Genomic DNA, 24,324 nt, shown 5'->3' on the forward strand with positions numbered 1-24,324 from the left:
GGCTGTCAGCTCCCTTGCTGGTCTTCCCGTGGACGTTCGAGGACGGCGGTCACGCCCTGGCCGCCGGCGGCGCACACCGAGATCAGGCCGTGCCCGTGGCCGCGCTCGCGCAGCAGCGCGGCGAGGGTGGCCACGATACGGCCGCCGGTGGCGGCGAAGGGGTGTCCGGTGGCGAGCGAGGAGCCGACCACGTTGAGCCGGTCGCGGTCCACGGTGCCCAACGGCTTGTCGAGGCCGAGCCGGCTCTCGCAGAACGCCGGGTCGGCCCAGGCGGCGAGGGTGGCCAGTACCTGCGCCGCGAACGCCTCGTGGATCTCGACGAAGTCCAGGTCCGCCAGGGTGAGTCCGGCGTCGGCCAGCAGCCGGGGGACGGCGAAGACCGGCGCGGTCAGCAGCCCGTCCTCGGCCCCCTCCGCCCCCTCGGGCCCGTCGGGGCCCGGGACGAAGTCCACGGCGGCGGTGCGGGCGTGGGTGAGGTAGGCCAGCACCGGCAGCCCGCGGGCCGCCGCCCACTCCTCGGTGGCCAGCAGCACGACGGCCGCGCCGTCGGTGAGCGGCGTCGAGTTGCCCGCCGTCATGGTGGGTTCGGCCAGCTCCCGGCCGAACACCGGGCGCAGTCGTGCCAGTTGCTCGACGGTGCTGTCGGGGCGCAGGTTCTGGTCCCGCTCCAGGCCGCGGAACGGAGTGACCAACTCCGCGAAGAAGCCCCGGTCGTAGGCGGCGGCGAGCCGACGGTGGCTGGTGGCGGCCAGCGCGTCCTGGTCGGCCCTGGTGATGCCCCACCGGGCGGCGGTGAGCGCGGCGTGGTAGCCCATCGAGAGCCCGGTGCGCGGCTCGGCGTTGCGCGGGATCTCCGGCAGCAGGTGGCTCGGCCGCGCGCCGGCCAGGGCGCGCAGCCTGCCCGGCAGGGTGCGGGCGCGGCGGGCCCGCAACAGGGTGCGGCGCATCCGGTCGTCGAGCGCCAGCGGCACGTCGCTCGCGGTGTCGACGCCGCCCGCGATGCCGCAGTCGACCTGCCCGAGCGCGATCTTGTTGGCGACCTGGATGACCGCCTCCAGGCCCGTGCCGCAGGCCCGTTGCAGGTCGAGCGCCGGGGTGCGGTGGTCGAGCGCGCTGCCGAGCACGGTCTCCCTGGCCAGGTTGAAGTCGCGGCTGTGCTTGAGCACCGCGCCGGCCGCGAACTCGCCGACCAACGCGCCGCGCAGCCCGAACCGGTCCACGAGGCCGGCCAGCGCGGCCGACAGCATCTCCTGGTTGGAGGCGGTGGCGTAGGGACCGTCGGCCCTGGCGAAGGGGATGCGGTTGCCCCCGAGGATCGCCACCCGGCGCGTCGTCGTCATCTGCCACCTCTCGTCGTACCGCGCTTGTCTTACTTTTCAGTAGACTTACCCCGCAGTAGGGAGGAAATCAATGGCCGATCGCTATCTCTCCTTCGCCACCAGCCGGGTCGGCGCCGCGCTCGTCGGCCGGCTCGGCCTGCCCAGCCCGGCCCGCCTCGTCCGGCACCGCCCGGGGCTCCCGGTGGCGCGCGGGCCCGTGCTGCTCGGCGAGTCGGACGGCGGTCGGCTCGGCACGGCGCTGCGCGCCGCCCTCGACTCCTGCGGCGCCGAGCTGGTGCCCCACGCCGAGGCACCGGCCGCCCTGGTCTTCGACGCCACCGGCATCCGCGAGACCGGCCGGCTCGACCAGTTGCACGCGTTCCTCCACCCCAGGATCCGCGCCCTGGCCCCCTGCGGCCGGCTGCTCGTGCTCGGCACCCCGCCCGAACTGGCCGCCTCGCCGGGCGAGTCGGCGGCCCAGCGGGCGCTGGACGGGTTCGTGCGCTCCGCCGCCAAGGAACTGCGCGCCGGAGCCACCGCCCACCTGCTGCTCGTCGCCCCCGGCGCCGAGGACGCCATCGAGTCCACCGTGCGCTTCGCGCTCTCCGCCCGCTCCGCCTACGTCTCGGGCCAGGCCGTGCGGATCGGCCCCGGCCGGCGGGCCACGGTGCCCGAGGACTGGGAGCGCCCGCTGGCCGGCCGCACCGCGCTGGTCACCGGCGCGGCCCGGGGCATCGGGGCCACCGTGGCCGAGGTGCTGCACCGCGACGGCGCCCGGGTGATCGGCGTGGACGTGCCGGCGATGGGTGCCGAACTGCGGGCCACCATGCGGCCGTTGGCCGGCACCGCGGTGGAACTCGACATCACCGCGGCCGACGCACCCGACCGGCTCGCCGAGCGGGTCGCCGGCCTCGACATCCTGGTGCACAACGCCGGCATCACCAGGGACCGCACGCTGGGCCGGATGGCCGCCGACCGCTGGCGCGCCGTCCTCGACGTCAACCTGGTCGCCGTGGAGCGGCTCACCGAGCGGCTGGCCCCGGCGCTGCCGGAGGGCGGCCGGATCGTGTTCACCTCCTCCATCAGCGGCATCGCGGGCAACGTCGGACAGACCAACTACGCGGCCAGCAAGGCCGGGCTGATCGGCCTGACCCAGGCCCTCGCCCCGGTGCTCGCCGACCGCGCCGTCACCGTCAACGCCGTCGCCCCCGGCTTCATCGAGACCCGGATGACCGCCGCCGTCCCGTTCCCGGTCCGGGCGGCCGGCCGCCGGCTCAACTCCCTGAGCCAGGGTGGGCTGCCCGTCGACGTCGCCGAGGCCGTCGCCTACCTGGCCTCCCCGGGCAGCGGCGCCGTCACCGGCCAGCTGCTGCGGGTCTGCGGCCAGGCCCTGCTGGGGGCCTGAGATGCTGGCCAGCTACGCCAGAGCGCTGCTGCCCAAGCGACCGGCCAGCACCGGCGTCGTCCCGCAACGCGAACTCGTGGTGCCGGCCGCGCCCCAGGACCCGACGCGGATCGCCCGCTACGCCGAGCTCTGCGGCTTCCCACCGGAACCGGCCACGCTGCCCGCCACCTACCCGCACCTGCTGGCGTTCCCGCACGCGCTCGCCCTGCTCACCCGCCGCGACTTCCCGTTCCCCGCGCTCGGTCTCGTCCACCTGGCCAACCGGATCGAGCGGTCAAGACCGATCGGCGCCGACGCACCGCTCGGGCTGCGCGTGGCGCTCACCGCGGCCCGGCCGCACCGCAGGGGCAGCGCCTTCGACGTGGTCACCGAGGCCACCACCGGTGGACGCGAGCCGGTCTGGCGGTCCGTCAGCACCTACCTGCACCGCGACCGGCCGGCCGCGCCCGGCCCTCGACCACGCCCCGAGCAGCCCCAACCCGGCCCGGTGGTCGAGCGGTTGACCGTGCCGGCCGGCATCGGCCGCCGCTACGCCGCCGTGTCGGGCGACCGCAACCCGATCCACCTCCACCCGCTGACCGCCCGCCCCTTCGGCTTCCGGCGCGCCATCGCGCACGGCATGTGGGCCAAGGCCCGCTGCCTCGCCCTCCTCGCCGGGGCCGAGCCGCTGCCCGACGCGTTCGCCGTGTCCGTCACCTTCCACGCCCCGCTGCCGCTGCCGTCCCGCGCCGAACTGCGCGCCGGGCCACGCGACGCGGGCCGCGCCTTCGAACTGCGCGCCGCCGACGCCGGCCCCGTCCACCTGCGGGGCTTCCTCCAGGCCCTAACCCTCCGGTCGTGACCAGACCTCGCCGGCCAGCACGTTCCGCATGCCGACCCACATCACGTTCATCAGCCGCACCGTGACCGCCTCGGGCGACTCGCCGGGGTGGCGCTCCATCCAGTCCGTCAACGAGTCGGCCGCGCCCACCAGCGCGTGCGCCACGAACTCGGCGTCCTCGGCGCCGAGTTTGATCGGGCCGCCGCCGCCCTCGGCGATGCCGGCGCCCACCAGGCCCGTCACCTCCGCCATCACCGAGCGCCTGGCCGCCGCCAGCTCGCCCGCGATCTCCTCGCCCTGCTCGGGCGCCTGCCGGTGCATCACCACCCAGCTGTCCCGGTGCTCGGCCACATAGCCGAAGAACGCCGCGAGCCCGGCCCACAGCCGACCCTCGGGCGGGCCGCCGGCGTCCGCCGCCTCCCGGAAGGCCGCCACCAGGCGCGCCGACTCCCGCCTGACGCAGGCGACGAACAGGCCCTCCTTGGAGCCCAGGTAGAGGTAGACCATCGGCTTGGAGATCCCGGCCAGTTCGGCGATCTCGTCCACCACGGCGGCGCGGTAGCCGCGCTTGGAGAAGACCTGGACCGCGGCGTCCAGGATCTCCTGCTCGCGCACACTCCTGGGGAGTCGGCGTCGCGGCTTGTCCGGCTTGTCGTCTGGCTTGTCGGTCACCTTGCCACACTACCCAGTGGCCCGCCGACCTTACTCGCAAGTAAGTCTACTTCGGAGTAAGCTAACGGTGTCCGTGCCCCGTTGGTCAGAGAGTGAGATGAGCGCCGTGGCCGAGCCCACGCAGAACCTGGAGGACCACGACTTCTCCAGCGTCACCCCGGAGGACTTCGCCGCCCTGGTGAAGCAGTCGTCGGCCACGGAGCTCGACGAGCTGATGCGCGGCGAGCTGCGCCAGCGGGTGCTCGCCGAGATCTTCAGCCGGATGACCCGTCAGTTCCGCCCGGAGAGCGCCGGCTCGCTCACCGCCCTCATCCGCTGGGAGCTCACCGGCGGCAAGGGGGAGCCCACGGCCGTCTACGACGTGTCCGTCGCCGACGGCGTCTGCACCGCCACCCCCGGCCCCACGGACGCCACCCCGCGCGTCACCCTCGCCCTCGGCGACGCCGACTTCCTCCGCCTGGTCTCCGGCAACGCGAGCCCCGTGCTGATGTTCATGACGCGCAAACTCAGGGCCACCGGCGACGTCGCGCTGGCCTCCGGGCTCGCCCGCCTCTTCGACATCCCCAAGCCCACGAAGAACTGACGGAGGACCGGAGCGAGATGAGCGGCTTCTCCCTCGACCTCACCGAGGAACAACGCGACCTGCGGGACTGGGTGCACGGCTTCGCCGCCGAGGTGGTGCGCCAGGCCGCCGCCGAATGGGACGACCGCGAGGAGACCCCCTGGCCCGTCATCAGGGAGGCGGCCAGGATCGGCCTCTACGGCTTCGAGTCGCTGGCCGAGATGTACGGCGACCCCACCGGGCTCTCCCTCCAACTCGCCAACGAGGAGCTGTTCTGGGGCGACGCCGGCATCGGCATGGCCGTCTTCGGCACCCACCTCGCCGTCGCCGGCATCTTCGCCGCCGGCACCCCCGACCAGCTGGCCGAGTGGGTCCCGCGGTGCTTCGGCGACGCGGAAGACCCGAAGGTGGCCGCGTTCTGCGTCTCCGAGCCCGAGGCCGGCTCCGACGTCTCGGCGATGCGCACCAGGGCCCGCTACGACGAGGCGCGCGACGAGTGGGTGCTGAACGGCCAGAAGGCGTGGATAACCAACGGCGGCATCGCCGACGTCCACGTCGTCGTCGCCGCCGTCGAACCGGCGCTCGGCGCCCGCGGCCAGGCCGCGTTCGTCGTCCCACCAGGCACCAGGGGGCTCACCGGCAACCGCAAGATCAGGAAGCTCGGGCTGCGCGCCTCGCACACCGCCGACGTCTTCCTCGACGACGTCCGCGTCCCGGGACACTGCCTGCTCGGCGGCCGCGAGCGCCTCGAGCACCGCCTGGCCCGCGCCCGCGAGGGCGGTCAGGCCAAGGGGCAGGCGGCGATGGCCACCTTCGAGGTCTCCCGCCCCACCGTCGGCGCCCAGGCCCTCGGCATCGCCCGCGCCGCCTACGAGTACGCCCTCGAGTACGCGGGCCAGCGCGAGGCGTTCGGCCGCCCCGTCGTCGAGAACCAGGCCATCGCCTTCACCCTCGCCGACCTGCGCACCGAGATCGACGCCGTCCGCCTCCTCATCTGGCGCGCCGCCTGGATGGGCCGCAACGAGAAGCCCTTCACCGCGGCCGAGGGCTCGATGTCCAAGCTCCGCGCCGGCGAACTCGCCGTCCGCGCCACCGAGCAGGCCGTCCAGATCCTCGGCGGCGCCGGCTACAGCCGGGACCACCCGGTGGAGCGGATGTACCGGGACGCCAAGATCTACACGATCTTCGAGGGCACCAGCGAGATCCAACGCCTCGTCATCGCCCGCGCCATCACCGGGCGACAGATCCGCTGAGGGGGCCGTGACGGCCGTCAACTCCTGTGGTGACCAGCGGCTTTGTCAGTGCCCGCCGGTAAACTTGAAGCAGTGTTCGAGAGAGTTCTCCGGAGCGATCCGGAGGCTCTCGACGACGAACGGGAGGACCCCTGTGACGGCTTCCGCACCCACTCCGACGCCCGTGCTCTTCGATCTTCCGTACGCGCCGCTCGCGAAGGCGCCGCTGCCGGCCGGGCAGCCGCGGGAGTGGTACATCGCGCACAACCGCAGGCTGAAGGCCATGCGGCTCACCATCGCCCTGCTCGACGCGGGCGTCCGCACCCCGATCCAGGCGCGGGACCGCGTCATACGGGACATGGCCGCGCGCATCGGCATCCACCCACCGTCCGCCGCCACCTGCCACATGGTGCGGGCCCTGATGTGCTACACGCGTTAGCGCTCACGGCCGCCGTCTATAGGATCAACCCGCCCCGGACTGTGGGGTGTTGCCGCGTGAGAGGTGGGTTACCCATGGACGACTTCCTGGAGGACGTGGTCGGCGAGGTCCTCGACGAGACGGAGGACGCCCTGGAGGAGGTCGGCGTCGACGTGGAGATCGACGGCGACTGAGCCCGTACGGCCGGTCGGCCCCCCGCCGCGACGCGCGGCCGGGGGGCCGATCACCGTCAGGCCCAGGCGCCCGCCGCGGCGGCCTCGGTCGCGTAGGCGGCGAAGTCGACCGGTTCCCGGCCCAGCACGCGCCGCACCCCGTCGACCGGCTCGGCGACATGGCCGGCGCGCATGTTGGCGTACATCTCGTCGAGATCCCGGACGACCTCCTCCGGGACGCCCTCGGCCAGCAGTTCCGCCCGGTACTCCGCGGGGTCGAGTTCCACGAACTCGATGTCCCGGCCGGCCGCCTCGGCGATCGTCCGCACCGCGTCCGCGAAGGTGAGCGCCCTGGGCCCCGACAGCTCGTGGACCTGCCCCTGGTGGCCGTCCGCCGTGAGCAGGGCCGCCGCCACGTCGGCGATGTCCCGGGTGTCCACGAACGGCTCGGGCGTGGCGCCGATCGGCAGGGCGAGGCGGCCGGCCAGCAGCGGGGGGCGCCAGGCGGCGTCGTCGTCGAAGTTCTGGTTGAAGTTGTTCGGGCGGATGACGCTCCACTCCACGCCCGAGTCGCGCACGGCCCGCTCCGCCGCCGCCATGCCCTGGAACGCCTCGGCCGACAGCCGCTCGACGCCCCGCCCGGAGAGCGCCACGAAGCGGCGGACCCCCGCCTCGGTCGCCTGCTTCACGAACGCGTCGACCGGCGCCGGGTCCTCGGGGGCCACGAGGTAGACGGCCGAGGCCCCGTCCAGGGCGGCGGCCCAGGTGTCCTGGTCCGACCAGTCGAAGCGCGTCTCGGCGGAGCGGGACGCGGCACGGACGCGGCGGCCCGCCGCCCGCAGCGCGCCGACCAGGTGGCGCCCGGTCTTGCCCGTCGCGCCGAGTACCAGGATGTCGTCGTCGTGTGTCGTCATGCCGCTCAGTCAACCCGCGGCCCGGGGCGGCGGACATGGCCGCCCGTACGCGGGCCATGTCCGATCGTCCGGTCGCCTAGAGTGAAGAGCATGGACCCGTTCGACGAACTGCTGCGCGGTGTCCGCGCCGACAGCACCGGCTTCCGCCGGGCCGATCTCGCGCCGCCCTGGTCGGTGCGCGCCACCGACGGCGCGCCGCTCACGCTGTACGCGCCGCTGCGCGGCGAGGCGTGGGCGTCCCCGGGACCGGGCGAGGAGGCACGTGCGGTGCGGGTCGGCGACGCGGTGCTCGTGCGCGGCTCGGCGCCGTTCGTGCTCTCCGACCCGCCCGGCACCACCGAGCCGGCGGCGCTGCTGGTCGCGGCGTACCACGTGCGGGGCCGGGCCGCCCGGCGGCTGCTCGACGTGCTGCCGCCGGTGCTCGTGGTGCCGGGCGGCGACGACTGCGCGGCGCTGACCGACGCCCTCGACACCCAGCTCGCCGCGTGCCCGCCGGGGCAGCAGGTGGTGCTCGACCGGCTGCTCGACTGGCTGCTGGTGTGCACGCTGCGGGCCTGGTTCGACGGCCCAGACGCCCTGTCGCCCGGCTGGGCGCGGGCGCTGGGCGACGAGGTGATCGGGCCCGTGCTGCGCGCCATACACGCCGCGCCCGAACGCCCCTGGACGCTGGCCGCCCTGGCCCGCGAGGCCGGGGTGTCGCGCACCACGCTGGCCAGCCGCTTCACCAGGCTGGTCGGCGAGCCGCCGCTCACCTACCTGACGACATGGCGCATGACCGTCGCCGCCGAACTGCTGACCGAGACCGCCGACACGGTCGGCGCGGTGGCACGCCAGGTCGGCTACGCGGACGCGTTCGGCTTCAGCGCCGCCTTCAAGCGGGTCCACGGGGTGAGCCCGAGCGAGTACCGCGCCTGCCGGGAGCCGGAGCGGGAGTGCGCGCCGGTCTAACGCCCCCGTGCCCGCTGGCGCGCGGCCTCGTAGAGGACGACCGTGGCGGCGCTGGCCGCGTTGAGCGAGCTCGCCGAGCCGGTCATCGGGATCCGCAGCACCGCGTCGCACCGCTCGCGCCAGCCGGCGCTCAGCCCGACCGTCTCGTTGCCGACCGCGAGCAGCACGGGACCCGTCAGGTCGAAGTCGGCGACGTCGGCCTCGCCGTCCTCGTCGAGGCCGACCACGGTGACCGGCGTGCCGACGCCGGCCAGCCAGGCCGACACCTCGCGGTGTCCCGGGGCGCGCACCACCGGCAGCGCGAACAGCGAACCCGTGCTCGCCCGCACCGACTTGGGGTCGTAGACGTCGGCCGCGTGGCCCGTCACCACCAGGCCGTGCGCGCCGAAGGAGTCCGCCGAGCGGACGATGGTGCCGATGTTGCCCGGGCTCGTCGGGCGGTCGAAGAGCACCCCGAGGAAGTCGGGGCCGACCGGGATGCGGGACAGCTCGTCGGCCGGCAGCTCGGCGACGGCGACCAGCTCGGGCGCGCCCTCGTCCTTCTCGCCGAGCTCGGCGAGGAGTTCGGCGGACATCGCGACCTTCTCGGCCCGCGCCTCGGCCAACAACTCCCTGGCCCACCGTGAGAGTTGCCGGTCCGCGTCGAACAGCAGCGCCCTGATCGGCCAGCCGTGGGCCACGGCCTGGCTGATCGGCCGCACCCCCTGCACCAGGAACTCCCGCGCCCGCTGCCGCTTGCTCCGGTTCGCCAGCTGTGCCTGCCACTGCTGGAACCGGGCGTTCCGCGTCGTGATCCGCAACCCCGCCACCTGCGCTCCCGCTCCGTTCCGTCCGCTCGGTCTCCGCCGGTCAGCAGGCTATCCCGGCGGACGGGTTCCGCCGCGCGGCCGCCAGGACCTAGTCCGGGGACGCCGGGACGCGCACCCGGTCGCTCTCGCCGTCCGAGAGGAAGGCGGCCACCTCGCGTCCCTCCTCGGCGACCTCGGCACGCTCGGCCTTCGAGAGGCGGCGCAGCGGGGCGACCGTCACGGTGTCCGCCGCCACCTTCCAGGTCGCGGCGACCCGGCCGTCGACCAGCACCACGCGCTCACCCGCGACCGAGAGACCGCGGTGGGCGTCGTCGATGATCCGGCCGCGGTCGTCGTAGCCGAGGATCGCGTTGTCGAACGCCGGCAGGAACCGCACCGGCGCCGGCGTGTCCGGGGCGGGGCGGGGCGCGTCCGGGAGGTCGACCAGTTCGCGGCCGCGCTCGTCGCGGAAGGTCACGAGCTCACCGCGGATCGCCGCCACCGCGGCCGGCAGCCCGGCGAGGCCCGACCAGGCGCGCACGTCGGCGACGGCGGCCGGGCCGTACGCGGCCAGGTAGCGCCGCACCAGCGCCCGGCCGACCGGGTCGGTGCCGTCCGGGTCGGGCGGGCCGATCTCACGGCCGAGCCAGGTGGCGAGCGGCAGGTAGCGCGCCCCGCCCCGGGCGCGCCACAGGCCGCGCGGTGGCAGCTGCGCCATCGGGACGAGCGCGGCGACCAGGACCTCCGCGAGGCCGCGCGGCCCGGCCGCCGGCCAGCGTGCGGCGAGCGCCCGCCCCAGCTCGGCCATCGACCTGGGCTCGCCGTCCGCGGCCAAAGCCCGGCCCGCCGCGGCGAGTTCGTCGAGGTCGACGCCGACGAGCTCGCGCCGGAAGGCGCTGGTCACCCGCTGCCGCAGCATCGCGTCGTGCCGGGCCCGCCAGGCCAACGCGTCGTCCGCGGTGAGGAGATGGACGGTGCCGCGCATGACGCGGGTGCGCACCACCCGCCGCCCGGTCAGCAGCTCGGAGAGCACCGTCGGGTCGAACGCGCGCAGTCGCGACCAGAGTCCGACGAACGGCTCCTGCGGCTCCTGGGCCTGGAGGCCGCCGAGGTGGGCGACGGCGTCGAGCACCGGCAGGTCCGCGCGGTCGAGCAGCAGCTGCCGGGCGAGGGTGGCGCGGTTCAGCGCCCGGGTGTCGAGCACGGGCGACGTGGTCGTGGTGGTCACGTGGGTGGGCCTTCCGGGGTTCGCTTCGTCGGGCACCGCCCACGATCGCAGCCGAAGAGGACAGAAGGTGTCCGCTTCTCCGGGCAGGATCGGGGCCATGCCGAAGACCTCAGCGCGGCTGCTGTCGCTGCTCTCGCTGCTCCAGGCCCGCCGGGACTGGCCGGGGGCCGTGTTGGCCGAGCGGCTCGACGTCAGCCCGCGCACCGTGCGCCGCGACGTCGACCGCCTGCGCGAGCTCGGCTACCCGATCGTGGCCGTGAAGGGGCCCGACGGCGGGTACCGGCTGGACGCCGGCACCCGGCTGCCGCCGTTGCTCTTCGACGACGAGCAGGCCGTCGCGCTCGCCGTCGCGCTCGGGATCGCCACCACCACCGGCGCCGGCATCGAGGAGGCGGCGGCGCGCGCGTTGCAGACGGTGCGGCAGGTCATGCCGGCCCGGCTGCGGCACCGGGTGGACACCCTCCGGGTCACGGCCGTCGAACCCGCCGGCGGCCGGCCCCGCCCGCAGGCCGACCCCCGGGTGCTGATGGCGGTCGGCGACGCCGTCCGGGCCCGTGAGGTGCTGCGCTTCGACTACGCCGCCGCCTCCGGGACGGGCGCCGCGGGGCCGGAACCGGCGCCGCCGCGTCGGGCGGAGCCGCACCACCTCGTCACCCGGGGCGGGCGGTGGTACCTCGTCGCCTGGGACCTGGACCGGGGCGACTGGCGCACCTTCCGGGTCGACCGGATCGCCCCGCGCGTCCCCACCGGGCCCCGCTTCGCGCCGCGCGAGCTGCCAGGCGGCGAGGTGACCGCCTTCGTCGCCGGCAGGTTCCGGGGCTCCTCCGACGGCCCCGGCGACTGGCCCTGCCGCGGCGAGGTGATCCTGGACCTGCCGGCCTCTGAGGTGTCCCCGTTCGTCGGGGACGGGGTCGTGGCGGAGCTCGGCCCGCGCCGCTGCCGGCTCACCATCGGGGCGTGGTCGTGGCCGGCCCTCGCCGCCACCATCGGCAGGTTCGACGCGGACGTCGAGGTCGTCGGCCCCGGCGAGCTCAGGGACGCCTTCGCGCGCCTGGCCCGCCGCTTCGCCAGGGCCGCGGCGGAGTAGCCCCGCCGGGCGCGCTGGTGGCGGCGCTCACCGCTTGCTGGCGGGCGTCGCGGCGAGGGCCGGTCGGCGCGGCGGGCGTCGGCAGGGCGCGAAGCCGGCGGACGGGGGAGCAGAAGACCGGGAGGAAGGCGCAGGACAGGCACACCGCGCCGGCCCACACGGCCGCCCGCACGCCCAGCGTCTCGCCGACCACGCCCCCCAGCGCCGAGCCGACCGCCAGGGCCCCGGTGAGCAGGAAGCGGAACGTGGCGTTCATCCGGCCGAGCAGCGGGTCGGGCGTCAGATGCTGGCGGAGCGTCACGCCGAGGACGTTGTCGACGCCCGTCTTGGTCATGGCCGCCAGCCACCCGGCGCCGGCCAGCCACAGCCAAGGACCCTCGCCGATCAGCCCGACGGCGAGCCCGGCGGGCGCGAACCACAGCCCGACGAGACCCAGGGCGCGGCCGTGGCCCAGCCGTGCGGCGAACCGGCGGGCGAGGCCGGCGCCGAGCAGGATGCCGAGACCACCGGTCGCCCAGTAGAGGCCGAGCGCCCCGGCGGGCAGCCCGAGTTCGCGGGTGAACAGCACGGGCAGCACGGCGTTGGTCAGCTGGGCGCCGAGGTTGGTGAGCGTCGCGGTGAGCGCCAGCGCGCGCAGCTCGCGGCCGCCGAGGACGTGCCGCAGCCCCTCGGCGATCTCGGCCCGCAGCCGGCGGCCGGCGGCCGGGGCCGCGGCGGAGGCCCGGCCGGAGCGGAGGCCGGCGAGGCCGAGGGCGGAGACCAGGTAGGCGAGGGACCCGCCGAGGATGGCCAGCGGCGCGGTGCACAGCTGGACCAGGAAGCCCCCGGCGCCGCGGCCGGCGATGTTGGCGCCGGCCATGAGGCTCACCACGGCGGCGTTCGCCGGCACCAGGCGGTCCCGGCCCACCAGTTCGGGCAGCACGCTCTGCGAGCCGACGTCGAAGAACACCGTGGCGCAGCCGGTCAGCAGCACCACCGCGTACAGCTGCGGCAGCGACAGCGCGTCGAGCCACCAGGCGACCGGGACCGAGGCGAACAGCAGGGCGCGGGCGAGGTCGGCGGCCACCAGCACCCGGCGGGCCGACAGCCGGTCGACCCAGGCGCCCGCCGGCAGGCCGATGAGCAGGAAGGCCGCCGTGGACAGCGCGGCCAGGGCGCCGGCCTGCCCCGGGCCGGCGTCGAGCACGGTGACGGCGAGCAGCGGGATCGCCACGTAGCCGACGTTGCCGCCGAGGTGGCTCAGGGCGCTGGCGGCGAAGAGCGTGCGGAAGGCGGGCAGCCGCCACGGGGAACGGGACGCGTCTGTCATGCCGGCCACCGTGCGCGATCGCCGCCCCGCGACCTACTGATTTAGTCTGGGCTTAATGATCGAGATCGAGTTCGGCATGGCGGACGTGGCCAGGACCCGCTTCGCGATCTCCCCGCTGTGGGAGGTGATGGCCAGCGTCCGGGTGCTCAAGGGCGCCGACGAGCAGGGCCTGCACCGCGGCTGGGTCCGGCAGGTGCGTCCGCGCCTGGCGGCGTCGGGGCTCGACCTCGGCCCGCTGTTCGACTTCGTGCCGGTGCCGACGCGTTCGCCGTGGGCCGGCAGCGTCCCGGGGTTCCTCTGCCCCTCGCCCACGACGCCGCTGCCCTCGCTCGACGTGGAGCTGGCCTCGGTGCGGGCCACCCCGCCCGCGCTGCTGAGCACCTCGGCCGCGGTGCCGCGGCACCGGATGGCGGCGCTGCGCGCCGACCCGGCCACCGAACTCGGCCGGCTCGCCGACGCGATCGAGGCGTACTGGGAGCTGGCCCTCGCCCCCTACTGGTCCCGCGTCCTCACCCTGCTCGAGGGGGACATCCGCTACCGCGCGGGACGGCTGGTCGAGGGCGGCGCGCAGCACCTGTTCGGCGACCTCGACCCCCAGGTCACCTGGGCTTCCGGCACCCTGCAGCTGGAGCACCGCACCGCGCGCGGGGCGCGCCGACTCGACGGGCGCGGACTGCTCCTGGTGCCCTCCGCCTTCGTCTGGCCCCGGGTGTTCTCCGTGCTCGACGAGCCGTGGCAGCCCTCGCTCCGCTACCCGCCGCGCGCCGTCGGGACGCTCTGGCACACCCGCCCGCCGGCCGTGTCCGACGCCCTCGCGAGGGTGCTCGGCCGCTCCCGCGCGACCCTGCTGACCGAACTGACCGCCCCCGCCTCGACCACCGAACTCGCCCGCCGCACCGGCCTGACCCCCGGTGGCGTCTCCCAGCACCTCACCGCCCTGCGCGACGCGGGACTCGCCAGCGCCCACCGCGCGGGCCGCCAGGTGCTCTACGCGCGCACCCGCGCCGGGGAGACCGTGGTGCAGGCCGCGCGCGCGGGCGCGGCGCCGCCCCCCGAGCCCGCCTGACGCCGGGACGGTTCAGCTCTCGTACCCCTCGACCTCCCAGGCCGGCCGCTCGGTCGCGCCGGCCGGGTCCTCGCCGAACTCCAGGCGGGCGCGGCGCTGGCGCAGCAGGTCCCAGCACTGGTCGAGTCTGGCCTCGACGTCGGTCAGCCGGATCCGCTCGCCCTCCTGGAGCCCGTGGCCGACGGAACGCTCGCGCAGCGCGCGCTCCTCGGCCACGAGCTCACCGACACGGGCAAGGATGTCCTTGTCGTCCATTGAGTCAGATTAGGTGCGAAACGGACGCCGGGCCACCGGGCCGGGAGCCAGCCGAGGGCCGGCGCCCCGGCCGTCACCGCGGCGCGGCGTCGAGCAGCCGGGAGACGTAGGCGTTGCGGAACCGGCCGTCGGGGTCGTGGTCGAGCACCAGCCGGCGGAAGTCGGCGAACCGCTCGTAGCCGGCCACGACCACGGCCGGCGCGGCCGCCGTCACCTTGCCCCAGTGCGGGCGGGCGCCGAGCGGCAGCAGCCGCTCCTCGATGGCGGCGACCACCTCGAGCACCGCCTCGGGCCTGCGGTGCCAGGTGAAGTGGAAGGCCACCGAGTCGCGGCCCTGGGTGGGGGAGAGCCAGAGCTCGTCGGCGGCGATGGTGCGCACCTCGGAGACGTACAGCAGAGGCGCGATCCGGTCGCCGAGCTCGCGCAGCGCCGCGAACGCCTCGCGCACGGCGGACCTCGGCAGGAACAGCTCGGACTGGATCTCGTCGCCCTCGCGCTGGAAGAACGCCAGCCGGAAGTGCGGCAGCCGGTCGTACCAGGGGCCCGGCACGCCCAGTTGCGGGGTGCAGGTCTCGGGCGGCATGCCGGGGATGGGGTGGATGGCGGTCTCGGACAGCCGGCCGCCGTGCCAGTCGACCCCCGGGTGGCCGGCGCCCTGCCGGTCGACCCGGCGCTTGAGCCAGACGCCGCCCTCGCCGCCGCGCCAGTCGGTGAAGGTGCTGACGCTGTGACCGGCGCCGCTGATGTCGTCGAACTCGGCGGCCACCGTGTCCAGCGGGACGCCGGTATAGACCCACTGGGCCACGTCGTAGGTCGGTTCCAGGTCCAGGGTGAGCGCGGTGACGGGGCCGAGCGCCCCCAGGTTCACCACCGCGCCGGCGAAGCGCTCCGGGTCCTCGGCCCGGCTCAACCGCAGCGGGTCGCCCTCGGGGCCGATGAGCTCGATCGCCGCCACCGAACTGGCGAGGCCGCGCAGTTCGTTCCCCGAGCCGTGGGTGCCGGTGGCCACGGCGCCGGCGACGGTGATGTGCGGGAGCGAGGCGAGGTTGGGCAGCGCGAAACCGGCGGCGTGCACCTCGGCGCAGAAGTCGGCGTACCGCAGCCCGCCGCCCACGGTCACGGTGGCGGCGTCCCGGTCGATCTCCACGCGCCGCGGCAGGCCGTCGAGCCGCACCTGGTCCTCGGTGGTGTCCGCGATGTCGCTGAACGAGTGGCCGGCCCCCAGGACCCGCACGCTCCGCGCCGTGGCGACGACGCGCCGCAGTTCGTCGATGGTGCTCGGGCGGTGCGACCGCGCGGCGCCGAAGGTGATGTTCCCCGCCCAGTTGCGCGCGGGCGTCCCGGTTGTCAGCATGCGGCGACCGTAATACGAATCCCTGTGCGACGGGTAGCGGCCACCGCCGGTCACCGGGGGGCACCGGCGGGCAGCGCCACGATCCGGTGCGCGACGTCAATGCGGCGCCCGCGCCGTTCATGCGATCAGGTGGCCCGATCCGAGTGGCGGAACGATTTGGCGGCGTGCGAACCGGCCAGTTTCCCCGCCTCCGCCGCCCCGCCCCGCGGGCCCCGGTGCCCCTCCGGGGCGCCCGGAGGACGGGAAAGCGTGGCGCCCCGCCGATCGGACGGTCTGCTTACCGTTGATCGGTAGATCACAAACCCCGCTGGGCGACTTGTCCGAAAAGCTGCTGAGAGTGCTGCGTTCGGCGACGTTTCTGCGCTCTGATATGCGAAGGCGCGAGCGGTGGGAGCGCGCGCCGACCACGTCCTGGCAGGGCCGCGTTCAGGTCGTTGAGCGACGTCCGGGAGATCCCGCGGAGCCCGCGGGGCACGAAGCGAGAGGCTGACATGAACGAGGCTGCGCCGACAGCCACGGCGGCCGCCGGGGGAGCGCGCCGTCACAGCCGCGCCCCAGCCGGCGGCGCTCGCCCACCCCTGCCCGCTCGCCGTCCACGCGCCGGCTTATCCGCGCCGGCCGGGTAGCCGGCGCCCGCGCACCCGCCTCCCCCCTCCCTCTCCAGCCCCCTCCGGCCACCACGGAGGGCGCCGTCTCCGTGCCGGCGCACGCCCAGCGCCCGGTCGGACCGTTCCACCGCGCAGGTCGGTGCCGCCCCACGGGCGCGGCCCCGGTCGGCGGCGGGGACGCCCCGGCCCGGAGGCGGCTTGGCCGGCCGGCCTCGCGCTCCGAACGAGCGGCCACGGACGCGAGGCCCGGCTGTCCGAACCCACACGCCCCGGACCACCGCACACCGCGAGCGAAGGAAAGCGACCCCTCCATGACCGACCAAGCCGCTCCGACGGCCCCGGCCGACACCGACCGCTGGATCCGCCGCTACCACCCCCAGCCGGACGCCCCCGTCCGGCTGGTCTGCCTGCCGCACGCGGGCGGCTCGGCCAGCTTCTACTTCTCGATGTCCCGGGCGCTCGCCGGCACGGCCGAGGTGCTGGCGGTCCAGTACCCGGGCCGTCAGGACCGGCTCAAGGAGCCGCCGTTGGAGACTGTCCCGCAGCTGGCCGACGCCGTCTACGCGGCCCTGCTGCCCTGGGCCGACCGCCCGCTCGCCTTCTTCGGCCACAGCATGGGCGCCATCGTCGCCTTCGAGACGGCCCGCCGGCTGGAGCGTGAGAAGGGCCTGGTCGCCCCGGCGCTCTTCGCCTCGGGGCGCCGCGCGCCCGCCACCCGGCGCGCCGAGACGGTCCACGAGCGCGACGACGCGGGTCTGGTGGCCGAGCTGCGGAAACTGAGCGGCACCAACGCCCAGCTCCTCGCCGACAGCGAGATCATGCGCATGGTGCTGCCCGCCATCCGCGCCGACTACCGGGCCATCGAGACCTATGTCCGGCCCCCGGGCCCTGGCCTGCGCTGCCCGCTCCACGTGCTGACCGGCGACGCCGACCCCAAGGTCACCGAGGCCGAGGCCGAGGCGTGGCGGGAGGAGACCGAGGGCCCCTTCGACCTGCGGGTCTTCCCCGGGGGCCACTTCTACCTGACCGAACATCAGGAGGCGGTCACCGCGACGGTCGCCGCCACCCTGCGGTCCGCGCCGGCGTGAGCGGCAGCCGGCTCCCGGCGCCATGTCGTGATCCACGCCCACCGGGTAGCGTGCCGTCCCGGGGGTGAGCCATGCGGCCGGAACGGGAGACCACGCTGGACACGGACGTCACGCGGCTCACCGGGGTTCCCGACCTGCGCTCGGCCGGCCGGTACCTGTGGTGGCTGGCCCGCCGGCAACGCGGCCGGGTGGCCGCCGGGATGCTGTTCGGCTCCTCCTGGATGGCGGGCCTCACGCTGGCGCCGCTGGTGCTGGCCCGCGCCATCGACGAAGGACTGGTCCCGGGCCGTCCCGGCGTGCTCGCGGGCTGGTGCGCGGCGCTGTTCGCCCTCAACGGGCTGAGCGCCTGGTGCGGCATGATGCGACACCGCACCATGACCCGGGTCAGGATGGACGCCGCCTTCCGCACCGCGCGGCTGGTGAACGACCAGGCGACCCGGCTCGGCGCCACGCTGCCGCGCCGGGTGACCGCGGGCGAGGTGGTCACCATCGGGATGCGCGACGTCGGCGTCGCGGGCCAGGCCCTGACCATGGCCAGCTCCGGCGCGTCCGGGGTGCTCGCCTTCGGCGCGGTGGCCGTGCTGCTGCTGACCGTCTCGCCACCGCTCGCCGCCGTGGTGCTGCTCGGGGTGCCGGTGCTCGCGCTGCTCGTCGGGCCGCTGCTCGGGCCGCTGCGCGGCTCCGAGGCCGCCTACCGGGAACGGGAGAGCGGCCTCACGGCCCGGGTGCTGGACATCGTCGGCGGGCTGCGCGTGCTGGGCGGGCTCGGCGGCAAGGACGTGCACGCCGAGCGCTTCCGGCGCGACTCGGCGCGGCTGCGCGCCGAGGGCTACCGGGTCGCCGCGGTCACCAGCTGGATCCAGGCGCTCGCCGGCGGCCTGCCGGTGCTGTTCCTGGCCGTCGTGACCTGGCTGGCCGCCAGGATGGCCGCCCAGGGCTCCATCACCGTGGGCGAACTCGTCGCCGTCTACGGCTACGTGGCGGTGCTCTCCATCCCCGTCAACTACCTGATCGAGGGCGCGTACGACGTCAGCCGCGGCCTCGTCGCGGCCCGCCGGATCATCCGCTTCCTGGACCTGGAGCCGGAGGGCACCACCACAGGACCCGGCCAGGCCCCGCCACCCGCCGACTCCCCGCTGCACGACCCGGACTCGGGGGTCAGGGTGGCGCCGGGACGGCTGACCGCGCTGGTCAGCGCCAGAACCGCCGAGACCGGCGCGGTGCTGACGCGGCTCGCCGGCTTCGCGCCCTCGGCGGTGACCTGGGGCAGCGTCCGGCTCGACGGCATCGCGCGGGCGCGGGTCCTGGACCGGATCCTGCTCGCGGAGAACGAGGCCGACCTCTTCGCCGGCCCGCTGCGCGCCGTGCTCTCCGGCCGCCGGCGGCCCGACGACGCGGCGATCGCCGACGCCGTGCGGGCGGCCGCCGCCGAGGACGTGGTGCGCGGCCTGCCGGCCGGGCTCGACACCCCGCTGCTGGCCCAGGCCAGGAACCTCTCGGGCGGCCAGCGGCTGGGGGCACCGCCCAGCGTTAGCTGGGGGAGGATCAGGCTGGCCAGGGCGCTGCTCGCCGGCCCCGAGGTGCTGCTCGCGGCCGAACCCACCTCGGCCGTCGACGCGCACACCGAGGCCGCCATGGCCGCCGGGCTGCGCGCCGCGCGCGCCGGCCGCACCACCGTGGTCGGCACCGCGTCGCCGCTGCTGCTCGACCGGGCGGACACCGTGTACCTCCTGGTCGACGGCCGGGTCGCGGCCGTCGGGACCCACCGCGAACTGCTGGCCGGCGAACCCGAGTACCGGCGTCTCGTGGCGCGCGGCGAGGACCCGGCGGCCGGCGCGGACGCCGACCGGCGCGGTGACCTCGACGGAGACGGCGCGCCGGCCCGGGAGGTCCTCCGATGAGCGCCGGCGCCGGCGACGCCGCCTCCGGGCTGCCGGTCGCCGAGCCCGCCGCCGTCGCCCGGGCCGCGGTCGGCCTGGTCCGCCGGGACGGCCGTGCCTTCGCCGCCCTGCTCGGGCTCAACGCGCTGGCCGCCGGCGCCGGCCTGGTCGCCCCCTGGCTGCTCGGCCGCGTCATCGACGAGGTCGGGGCGGGCGCCGGGGTGGCGACCGTCGACCGGCTGGCGCTGGCCATCCTGCTGTGCGGGCTCGCGCAGCTGCTGCTGATCCGTTGGGCGCGCCTGGTCGGGCACCGGTTCGGCGAGCGGACCCTGGCCCGGGTGCGCGAGGGGTACGTGACGCGGGCGTTGGCGCTGCCGCCCTCGGTCGTGGAGCGCGCCGGCCAGGGCGACCTGGCGGCGCGTGGCACCACCGACGTCTCGGCGGTGGGCTACACGCTGCGGGACGCCGCGCCCGACGTGCTGATCGCCGCGCTCCAGGCGCTGTTCGTGCTGGGCGCGGTCTTCGCCCTCGACCCACGGCTCGGCGCCTGCGGCCTGCTCGGCCTGGTCGGCTGCTGGTTCTCGCTGCGCTGGTACCTGCGCCGGGCCCGCACCGCCTACCTCGCCGAGGGCGCGGCCAACTCGGAGCTGGCCGAGCTGCTCGCCGCCACCGCCTCGGGCGCCCGCACCGTGGAGGCGCTCGGGCTGCGCGCACAGCGCCTCGCCGCCTGCGAGGCGGCCGTCGAGCGGTGCCGGACCACCAGGACGCGCACGCTGTTCCTGCGCGGCGTGCTGTTCCCCACCACCGACCTGTCGTTCGTGGTGCCGGTGGTCGCGGCGCTGCTGGTGGGCGGCGCGCTGCACGCGCGCGACGCGGTGAGCCTCGGCACGGTCGTGGCCGCCGCCCTCTACCTCCAGCAACTCGCCAACCCGCTCGAGGTCATCCTGATGTGGGCCGAGCAACTGCAGAGCAGCGGCGCCTCCTTCGCCCGGGTCGAGGGCGTCGGCCTGGCCGCGGGGCCGCCCCCGGCGGCCGGCGGTCGCGCCCCGGACGGCGACCTGATCGAGCTGACGGGCGTGGGCTACGCGTACGGCACGGGGCGGGACGTGCTGCGCGACATCGACCTGACCGTGCGTCCCGGCGAGCGGCTGGCCGTGGTGGGCCCCTCGGGCGCGGGCAAGACGACGCTGAGCCGGCTGCTCGCCGGCGTCGACGCGCCGCGCACCGGCAGCGTGACGGTGGGCGGGGTGCCGGTCGCCGAGCTCGCCCCCGACCAACTGCGCCGACAGATCCTGCTGGTCACGCAGGAGCACCACGTCTTCCTCGGCACCGTCCGGGACAACCTGCTGATCGCCGCGCCGGCCGCCGGGGACGGCGAGCTGTGGGCGGCGCTGGAGACGGTCGGCGCCGACTGGGTCGCCGAGCTGCCGGCCGGCCTCGACACCGGTCTCGGGCCCACCGGGCACCGTGCCGACGCCGCGCAGGCCCAACAACTCGCCCTGGCGCGCGTGGTGTTGGCCGATCCCCACACGCTGGTGCTGGACGAGGCGACCGCCCTGCTCGACCCGGCGACCGCACGCCACACGGAGCGCGCGCTGGCCGCCGTGCTGCGCGGCCGCACGGTCGTCGCCATCGCGCACCGGCTGCACACCGCCCACGACGCGGACCGGGTCGCGGTGCTCCAGGACGGCCGGCTGACCGAGCTCGGCCCGCACCACGAACTGGTCGCGGCGGACGGGGCCTACGCCGCGCTCTGGCGGTCCTGGCACGGCCGCTGACGACCCCTCGCCCCGGCGACCGGTCGTCTCGTATGACGAACCGGGCATTGACGGTCAGGGGTGGTCATGCTTGCATCGAACCATGTCCGGTGCCCGGATCCTGACCCGCCGCCGCTGCGTGGACTTCCTCCGCGTGGCCGCCGCGATCTGTCGCGCTTCCAGCTGACGCCTCCGCGCCGCGCGCCGTGCGCGCCCCCGCGCCCGGCGCGTCCGTGACCACGCTCCGACCGGCCGTCCCGCCCCACCTACCGCTCGCTCCCGCCGAGCGCGTTCCCGCCTGCCCGCGCGCCGCCGCCGGCCGGGCGGTCCGCCGTGCCCGCGCGCCGCCGCACCCCCATCCGTAAGGACCCATCCGTAAGGAGACCGCATGCCGGGGTCCGCCCCTGCCGCCGCCCATGTGATCGAGGACGACACCGAGGCGCTGAAGGTCGCGGCCGAACTCGCCGACGCCTTCCGGGCCGGTGCCGCCCGCCGGGACGCGGAGCGCGAACTGCCGCGCGCCGAGCTCGACCGGCTCTCGGCGAGCGGCCTGCTCGCGGTCACCGTGCCGACCGAGCACGGCGGGGCCGACGTCACCGTCGTCACCCTCGCCGAGATCTTCCGGCTCCTGGCCACCGCCGACGCCAGCCTCGCCCAGATCCCGCAGAGCCACTTCGTCTACGTCAACGTGCTGCGCCGGCAGGGCACCCCGGAGCAGCGGGCGTTCCTCCTCGGCGAGGTGCTGGCCGGCCGGCGGTTCGGCAACGCCCAGTCGGAGGCCGGCACCCGGCACGTCCAGGACTTCCGCACCCGCCTCGAACCCGAGCCGGACGGCGACGGCTACACGCTGACCGGCGTCAAGCACTACACGACCGGCGCGCTGTTCGCGGACTGGATCCCGGTGCTGGCCAAGGCGGCCCACGACGGCGACCGGCTGCACGTGGCCTACGTGCCGCGCGACGAGCCGGGGGTGACCGTCGTCGACGACTGGGACGGCATGGGCCAGCGCACCACCGCGAGCGGCACCGTCCGCCTCGACCGGGTGCACGTGCCCGCCGACCGCGTGGTGCCCCACCACCGCACCTTCACCGGGCCGCAGCTGCACGGCGCCACGGCCCAGTTGCTGCACGCCGCGATCGACGTCGGGATCGCTGGCGGGGCGCTGGCCGAGGCCGCCGAGTTCGTCCGCACCAGGAGCCGCCCCTGGTTCGAGAGCGGGCTGGAGCGGGCCGCCGACGACCCGCTGTTGATCCAGCGGTTCGGCGAACTCGCCGTCCAGCTGCGGGCGGCCGAGGCGCTGCTCACCACGGCCGCCCGGGCCGTGGACGTGGCGCGCGCCGGGCTCACCGACGGCAGCGCCGCCGAGGCGTCGATCGCGGTCGCCGCCGCCAAGGCGTTCTCCGCCACCGCGGCCGTCGAGATCTCCTCCGCGCTCTTCGAGGTCGCCGGCACCCGCGCGGCGCTGAACGGCCTCAACCTGCACCGCCACTGGCGCGACGCCCGCACCCACACCCTGCACGATCCGGCCCGCTGGAAGGTGCAGCACATCGGCCGCCACCTGCTCAACGGCACGCCGCCGCCCCGGCACGGCCTGCTGTGACGCCCCCTCGCCGACCCCGCCTCGCTGACAACGCCCGCGAAAGAACGGAGAGTTCCGTGCCCCTCACCTTCCACTGGTTCCTGCCGACCAACGGCGACAGCCGGCACGTCGTGGGCGGCGGCCACGGCGCCGCCGTCACGGCCGCCGGGCGCGACCGGCCGCCGACGGTCGGCTACCTCGGTCAGATCGCGCGCGCCGCCGAGCAGTTGGGCTTCGTCGGCGCGCTGACCCCGACCGGCGCCTGGTGCGAGGACGCGTGGCTCACCACCGCGATGATCAGCCAGCACACCGAACGCCTCAAGTTCCTGGTCGCGTTCCGGCCCGGCTTCGTCTCGCCGACGCTCGCGGCCCAGATGGCGAGCACCTACCAACGGCACACCGGCGGCCGGCTGCTGCTGAACATCGTGACCGGTGGCGAGAGCGCCGAGCAGCGCGCCTACGGCGACTTCCTCGACAAGGACGCGCGCTACGAGCGGACCGGCGAGTTCCTGCACGTGGTCCGGCAGTTGTGGGACGGCAAGACCGTCGACCTGGCCGGCGAGCGGCTGAGCGTGGAGGGCGCGCGCCTGACCCGGCTGCCGGAACCGGTGCCCGAGGTCTACTTCGGCGGCTCCTCGCCCGCCGCCCTCGAGGTCGCCGCCCGCCACGTCGACGTGTACCTCACCTGGGGCGAACCGCCCGCCCAGGTCGCGCGGAAGATCGCCCGGGTGCGGGAGCTGGCCGCCGCGCACGGCCGCACCCCGCGCTTCGGCATCCGGCTGCACGTCATCAACCGCGACACCTCCGAGGAGGCGTGGGCCGAGGCACGACGGCTGCTCGACGGCTTCGACCCGGCGACCGTGGCGGCCGTCCAGGAGGGCCTCGGCCGCAGCGAGTCCGAGGGGCAGCGCCGCATGCTGGCGCTGCACGGCGGCAGCCGCGACGGCCTGGAGATCCACCCCAACCTGTGGGCCGGGATCGGGCTGGTGCGCGGTGGCGCGGGCACCGCGCTGGTCGGCGGTCACGAGGAGGTCGCCGAGCGGATCCTCGAGTACCACGCGCTCGGCATCGAGGAGTTCGTGCTCTCCGGCTACCCCCACCTGGAGGCCGCGTACTGGTTCGGCGAGGGGGTGCTCCCCGTGCTCGAACGCCGTGGCCTGTGGCGGCACCCGGCCCGCCGCACCGGTGAACCCGTGACCGCCCAGGTCCCGTTCGCCGCCGCCCGACCCTGACCCGACACCGCGAGGTAGAACCATGGCCGTCGTCCTGTCCGTATCCGGAAGCCCCTCACCCACCTCCCGCACCGCCCGCCTCCTGCGCCACCTGGACGCGCGCCTCGCACTCCAGGGCCACGACGTGATCCCGCTCGACGTCCGCACCCTGCCGGCCGAGGCCCTGCTCGGCGCGGACCTCGCGCACCCGGCGATCACCGAGGTCGCCGAACTCCTCGCCCGGGCCGACGGGGTGGTCATCGGCACCCCCGTCTACAAGGCCGCCTACTCCGGGCTGCTGAAGACCCTGCTCGACCTGCTGCCGCAGTACGCGCTGGCCGGCAAGACCGTGCTGCCGCTGGCCACCGGCGGCAGCACCGCCCATGTGCTGGCCATCGACTACGCGCTGCGCCCCGTACTCTCCTCGATGGGCGCCACCCACATCACCCCCGGCTGGTTCGTCCTCGACCGCCACATCCTGACCGCCGACGACGGCTCGCTCACCCTCGACCCCACGGCCGCCGAGCCGTTGACCCAGGTCGTCGACCAGTTCTCCCTCCACCTCGGGGCCCGGCTGCTGCGCCGCGTCTCCTGACGACGACCGCGCGGGCCGGCGCGCGGCGCCGGCGGTCGCCGTCCGTGTGCGCGCCG

The 24,324-nt window shown here is 75.7% G+C and carries 22 protein-coding genes; 14 read left to right on the top strand and 8 right to left on the bottom strand.

Annotated elements, in window-relative coordinates:
* Positions 1-5: 5 nt before the first annotated feature.
* Positions 6-1,340 (bottom strand): acetyl-CoA C-acetyltransferase, encoded by a 1,335-nt coding sequence (locus tag RNC47_RS02445; RefSeq protein WP_311595050.1) that lies wholly within the window; start codon positions 1,338-1,340, stop codon positions 6-8.
* A 70-nt stretch (positions 1,341-1,410) separates the two neighbouring features.
* Between RNC47_RS02445 and RNC47_RS02450 the strand changes: the two genes are divergently transcribed.
* A complete protein-coding gene (locus RNC47_RS02450; RefSeq protein ID WP_311595052.1) occupies positions 1,411-2,724 on the top strand; it encodes a 3-oxoacyl-ACP reductase in 1,314 nt (437 codons plus the stop codon).
* 1 nt (position 2,725) lies between these two features.
* Entirely contained in the window at positions 2,726-3,565 is an 840-nt protein-coding gene (locus RNC47_RS02455) for a MaoC family dehydratase (protein WP_311595054.1), read from the top strand.
* Here the strand turns inward: RNC47_RS02455 and RNC47_RS02460 are convergent.
* Positions 3,548-4,216 carry a TetR/AcrR family transcriptional regulator gene (locus RNC47_RS02460; protein WP_311595056.1) on the bottom strand — a complete coding sequence of 223 codons (669 nt, stop codon included), beginning with the start codon at positions 4,214-4,216 and terminating at the stop codon, positions 3,548-3,550. The two genes, RNC47_RS02455 and RNC47_RS02460, sit on opposite strands and share 18 nt — an antisense overlap.
* Positions 4,217-4,322: 106 nt before the next feature.
* Here RNC47_RS02460 and RNC47_RS02465 point away from each other — a divergent pair, with 106 nt between their 5' ends.
* From RNC47_RS02465 to RNC47_RS02475, 3 genes are all read left to right on the top strand, one after another.
* The gene (locus RNC47_RS02465) at positions 4,323-4,799 is read left to right on the top strand and encodes an SCP2 sterol-binding domain-containing protein (protein ID WP_311595057.1); all 477 of its coding nucleotides are present in this window, start codon (positions 4,323-4,325) and stop codon (positions 4,797-4,799) included.
* Positions 4,800-4,816: 17 nt separating this feature from the next.
* Positions 4,817-6,031 carry an acyl-CoA dehydrogenase family protein gene (locus RNC47_RS02470; RefSeq protein WP_311595059.1) on the top strand — a complete coding sequence of 405 codons (1,215 nt, stop codon included), beginning with the start codon at positions 4,817-4,819 and terminating at the stop codon, positions 6,029-6,031.
* A gap of 163 nt (positions 6,032-6,194) precedes the next feature.
* The gene (locus RNC47_RS02475) at positions 6,195-6,449 is read left to right on the top strand and encodes a hypothetical protein (protein WP_311595061.1); all 255 of its coding nucleotides are present in this window, start codon (positions 6,195-6,197) and stop codon (positions 6,447-6,449) included.
* Between the two features lie 229 nt (positions 6,450-6,678).
* Here RNC47_RS02475 and RNC47_RS02480 read toward each other — a convergent pair whose 3' ends face one another.
* Positions 6,679-7,515, bottom strand: a complete 837-nt coding sequence (locus tag RNC47_RS02480) for an NmrA family NAD(P)-binding protein (protein WP_311595063.1) — start codon at positions 7,513-7,515, stop codon at positions 6,679-6,681.
* Positions 7,516-7,605: 90 nt separating this feature from the next.
* Here RNC47_RS02480 and RNC47_RS02485 point away from each other — a divergent pair, with 90 nt between their 5' ends.
* Positions 7,606-8,463, top strand: coding sequence for an AraC family transcriptional regulator (locus RNC47_RS02485; RefSeq protein ID WP_311595065.1), 858 nt, complete (start codon positions 7,606-7,608; stop codon positions 8,461-8,463).
* On the opposite strand, the gene RNC47_RS02490 is transcribed toward RNC47_RS02485, so the two are convergent.
* Together RNC47_RS02490 and RNC47_RS02495 are read right to left on the bottom strand one after the other, a co-directional pair.
* On the bottom strand, positions 8,460-9,263 hold the full coding sequence (locus tag RNC47_RS02490; RefSeq protein WP_394814690.1) for a TrmH family RNA methyltransferase: 804 nt from the start codon (positions 9,261-9,263) through the stop codon (positions 8,460-8,462). The two genes, RNC47_RS02485 and RNC47_RS02490, sit on opposite strands and share 4 nt — an antisense overlap.
* Before the next feature lie 97 nt (positions 9,264-9,360).
* On the bottom strand, positions 9,361-10,479 hold the full coding sequence (locus RNC47_RS02495) for a winged helix DNA-binding domain-containing protein (protein ID WP_311595067.1): 1,119 nt from the start codon (positions 10,477-10,479) through the stop codon (positions 9,361-9,363).
* 97 nt (positions 10,480-10,576) lie between these two features.
* Between RNC47_RS02495 and RNC47_RS02500 the strand changes: the two genes are divergently transcribed.
* Entirely contained in the window at positions 10,577-11,566 is a 990-nt protein-coding gene (locus RNC47_RS02500; RefSeq protein WP_311595068.1) for a helix-turn-helix transcriptional regulator, read from the top strand.
* Here RNC47_RS02500 and RNC47_RS02505 read toward each other — a convergent pair.
* A complete protein-coding gene (locus tag RNC47_RS02505; protein WP_311595069.1) occupies positions 11,511-12,875 on the bottom strand; it encodes an MFS transporter in 1,365 nt (454 codons plus the stop codon). The two genes, RNC47_RS02500 and RNC47_RS02505, sit on opposite strands and share 56 nt — an antisense overlap.
* A 55-nt stretch (positions 12,876-12,930) precedes the next feature.
* On the opposite strand from RNC47_RS02505, the gene RNC47_RS02510 reads away from it, so the two are divergent.
* Positions 12,931-13,941, top strand: coding sequence for an ArsR/SmtB family transcription factor (locus RNC47_RS02510; RefSeq protein ID WP_311595071.1), 1,011 nt, complete (start codon positions 12,931-12,933; stop codon positions 13,939-13,941).
* Between the two features lie 12 nt (positions 13,942-13,953).
* Here the strand turns inward: RNC47_RS02510 and RNC47_RS02515 are convergent, their stop codons facing one another.
* Together RNC47_RS02515 and RNC47_RS02520 are read right to left on the bottom strand one after the other, a co-directional pair.
* Positions 13,954-14,196: a DUF2630 family protein gene (locus tag RNC47_RS02515; protein WP_311595073.1), complete on the bottom strand. Its 243-nt coding sequence runs from the start codon at positions 14,194-14,196 to the stop codon at positions 13,954-13,956.
* Positions 14,197-14,269: 73 nt separating this feature from the next.
* Positions 14,270-15,550 carry an FAD-binding protein gene (locus tag RNC47_RS02520; RefSeq protein ID WP_311595075.1) on the bottom strand — a complete coding sequence of 427 codons (1,281 nt, stop codon included), beginning with the start codon at positions 15,548-15,550 and terminating at the stop codon, positions 14,270-14,272.
* 919 nt (positions 15,551-16,469) lie between these two features.
* On the opposite strand from RNC47_RS02520, the gene RNC47_RS02525 reads away from it, so the two are divergent.
* From RNC47_RS02525 to ssuE, 6 genes are all read left to right on the top strand, one after another.
* Complete coding sequence (locus RNC47_RS02525) at positions 16,470-17,246, top strand: thioesterase II family protein (protein WP_311595077.1); 777 nt, start codon at positions 16,470-16,472, stop codon at positions 17,244-17,246.
* 71 nt (positions 17,247-17,317) lie between these two features.
* Complete coding sequence (locus RNC47_RS02530; protein WP_311595078.1) at positions 17,318-19,147, top strand: ABC transporter ATP-binding protein; 1,830 nt, start codon at positions 17,318-17,320, stop codon at positions 19,145-19,147.
* Positions 19,144-20,904: an ABC transporter ATP-binding protein gene (locus RNC47_RS02535; protein ID WP_311595079.1), complete on the top strand. Its 1,761-nt coding sequence runs from the start codon at positions 19,144-19,146 to the stop codon at positions 20,902-20,904. Before RNC47_RS02530 ends, RNC47_RS02535 begins: the two co-directional genes overlap by 4 nt.
* Positions 20,905-21,271: 367 nt before the next feature.
* The gene (locus RNC47_RS02540) at positions 21,272-22,483 is read left to right on the top strand and encodes an SfnB family sulfur acquisition oxidoreductase (RefSeq protein WP_311595080.1); all 1,212 of its coding nucleotides are present in this window, start codon (positions 21,272-21,274) and stop codon (positions 22,481-22,483) included.
* A gap of 56 nt (positions 22,484-22,539) precedes the next feature.
* The gene (locus tag RNC47_RS02545; RefSeq protein ID WP_311595082.1) at positions 22,540-23,694 is read left to right on the top strand and encodes an LLM class flavin-dependent oxidoreductase; all 1,155 of its coding nucleotides are present in this window, start codon (positions 22,540-22,542) and stop codon (positions 23,692-23,694) included.
* 22 nt (positions 23,695-23,716) lie between these two features.
* Positions 23,717-24,268, top strand: a complete 552-nt coding sequence (gene ssuE, locus RNC47_RS02550; RefSeq protein WP_311595083.1) for an NADPH-dependent FMN reductase — start codon at positions 23,717-23,719, stop codon at positions 24,266-24,268.
* Positions 24,269-24,324 lie beyond the last annotated feature (56 nt).

The sequence above is a fragment of the Streptomyces millisiae genome (assembly GCF_031845425.1).
In the GTDB taxonomy this organism is placed as follows: domain Bacteria; phylum Actinomycetota; class Actinomycetes; order Streptomycetales; family Streptomycetaceae; genus Streptomyces; species Streptomyces millisiae.

What these genes read in the sequence shown, in the direction of transcription:
- RNC47_RS02445 (WP_311595050.1), bottom strand. Translation starts at nt 1,340, where the DNA reads ATGACGACGACGCGCCGGGTGGCGATCCTCGGGGGCAACCGCATCCCC.
- RNC47_RS02450 (WP_311595052.1), top strand. Translation starts at nt 1,411, where the DNA reads ATGGCCGATCGCTATCTCTCCTTCGCCACCAGCCGGGTCGGCGCCGCG.
- RNC47_RS02455 (WP_311595054.1), top strand. Translation starts at nt 2,726, where the DNA reads ATGCTGGCCAGCTACGCCAGAGCGCTGCTGCCCAAGCGACCGGCCAGC.
- RNC47_RS02470 (WP_311595059.1), top strand. Translation starts at nt 4,817, where the DNA reads ATGAGCGGCTTCTCCCTCGACCTCACCGAGGAACAACGCGACCTGCGG.
- RNC47_RS02480 (WP_311595063.1), bottom strand. Translation starts at nt 7,515, where the DNA reads ATGACGACACACGACGACGACATCCTGGTACTCGGCGCGACGGGCAAG.
- RNC47_RS02485 (WP_311595065.1), top strand. Translation starts at nt 7,606, where the DNA reads ATGGACCCGTTCGACGAACTGCTGCGCGGTGTCCGCGCCGACAGCACC.
- RNC47_RS02500 (WP_311595068.1), top strand. Translation starts at nt 10,577, where the DNA reads ATGCCGAAGACCTCAGCGCGGCTGCTGTCGCTGCTCTCGCTGCTCCAG.
- RNC47_RS02505 (WP_311595069.1), bottom strand. Translation starts at nt 12,875, where the DNA reads ATGACAGACGCGTCCCGTTCCCCGTGGCGGCTGCCCGCCTTCCGCACG.
- RNC47_RS02510 (WP_311595071.1), top strand. Translation starts at nt 12,931, where the DNA reads ATGATCGAGATCGAGTTCGGCATGGCGGACGTGGCCAGGACCCGCTTC.
- RNC47_RS02515 (WP_311595073.1), bottom strand. Translation starts at nt 14,196, where the DNA reads ATGGACGACAAGGACATCCTTGCCCGTGTCGGTGAGCTCGTGGCCGAG.
- RNC47_RS02520 (WP_311595075.1), bottom strand. Translation starts at nt 15,550, where the DNA reads ATGCTGACAACCGGGACGCCCGCGCGCAACTGGGCGGGGAACATCACC.
- RNC47_RS02525 (WP_311595077.1), top strand. Translation starts at nt 16,470, where the DNA reads ATGACCGACCAAGCCGCTCCGACGGCCCCGGCCGACACCGACCGCTGG.
- RNC47_RS02530 (WP_311595078.1), top strand. Translation starts at nt 17,318, where the DNA reads ATGCGGCCGGAACGGGAGACCACGCTGGACACGGACGTCACGCGGCTC.
- RNC47_RS02535 (WP_311595079.1), top strand. Translation starts at nt 19,144, where the DNA reads ATGAGCGCCGGCGCCGGCGACGCCGCCTCCGGGCTGCCGGTCGCCGAG.
- RNC47_RS02540 (WP_311595080.1), top strand. Translation starts at nt 21,272, where the DNA reads ATGCCGGGGTCCGCCCCTGCCGCCGCCCATGTGATCGAGGACGACACC.
- ssuE (WP_311595083.1), top strand. Translation starts at nt 23,717, where the DNA reads ATGGCCGTCGTCCTGTCCGTATCCGGAAGCCCCTCACCCACCTCCCGC.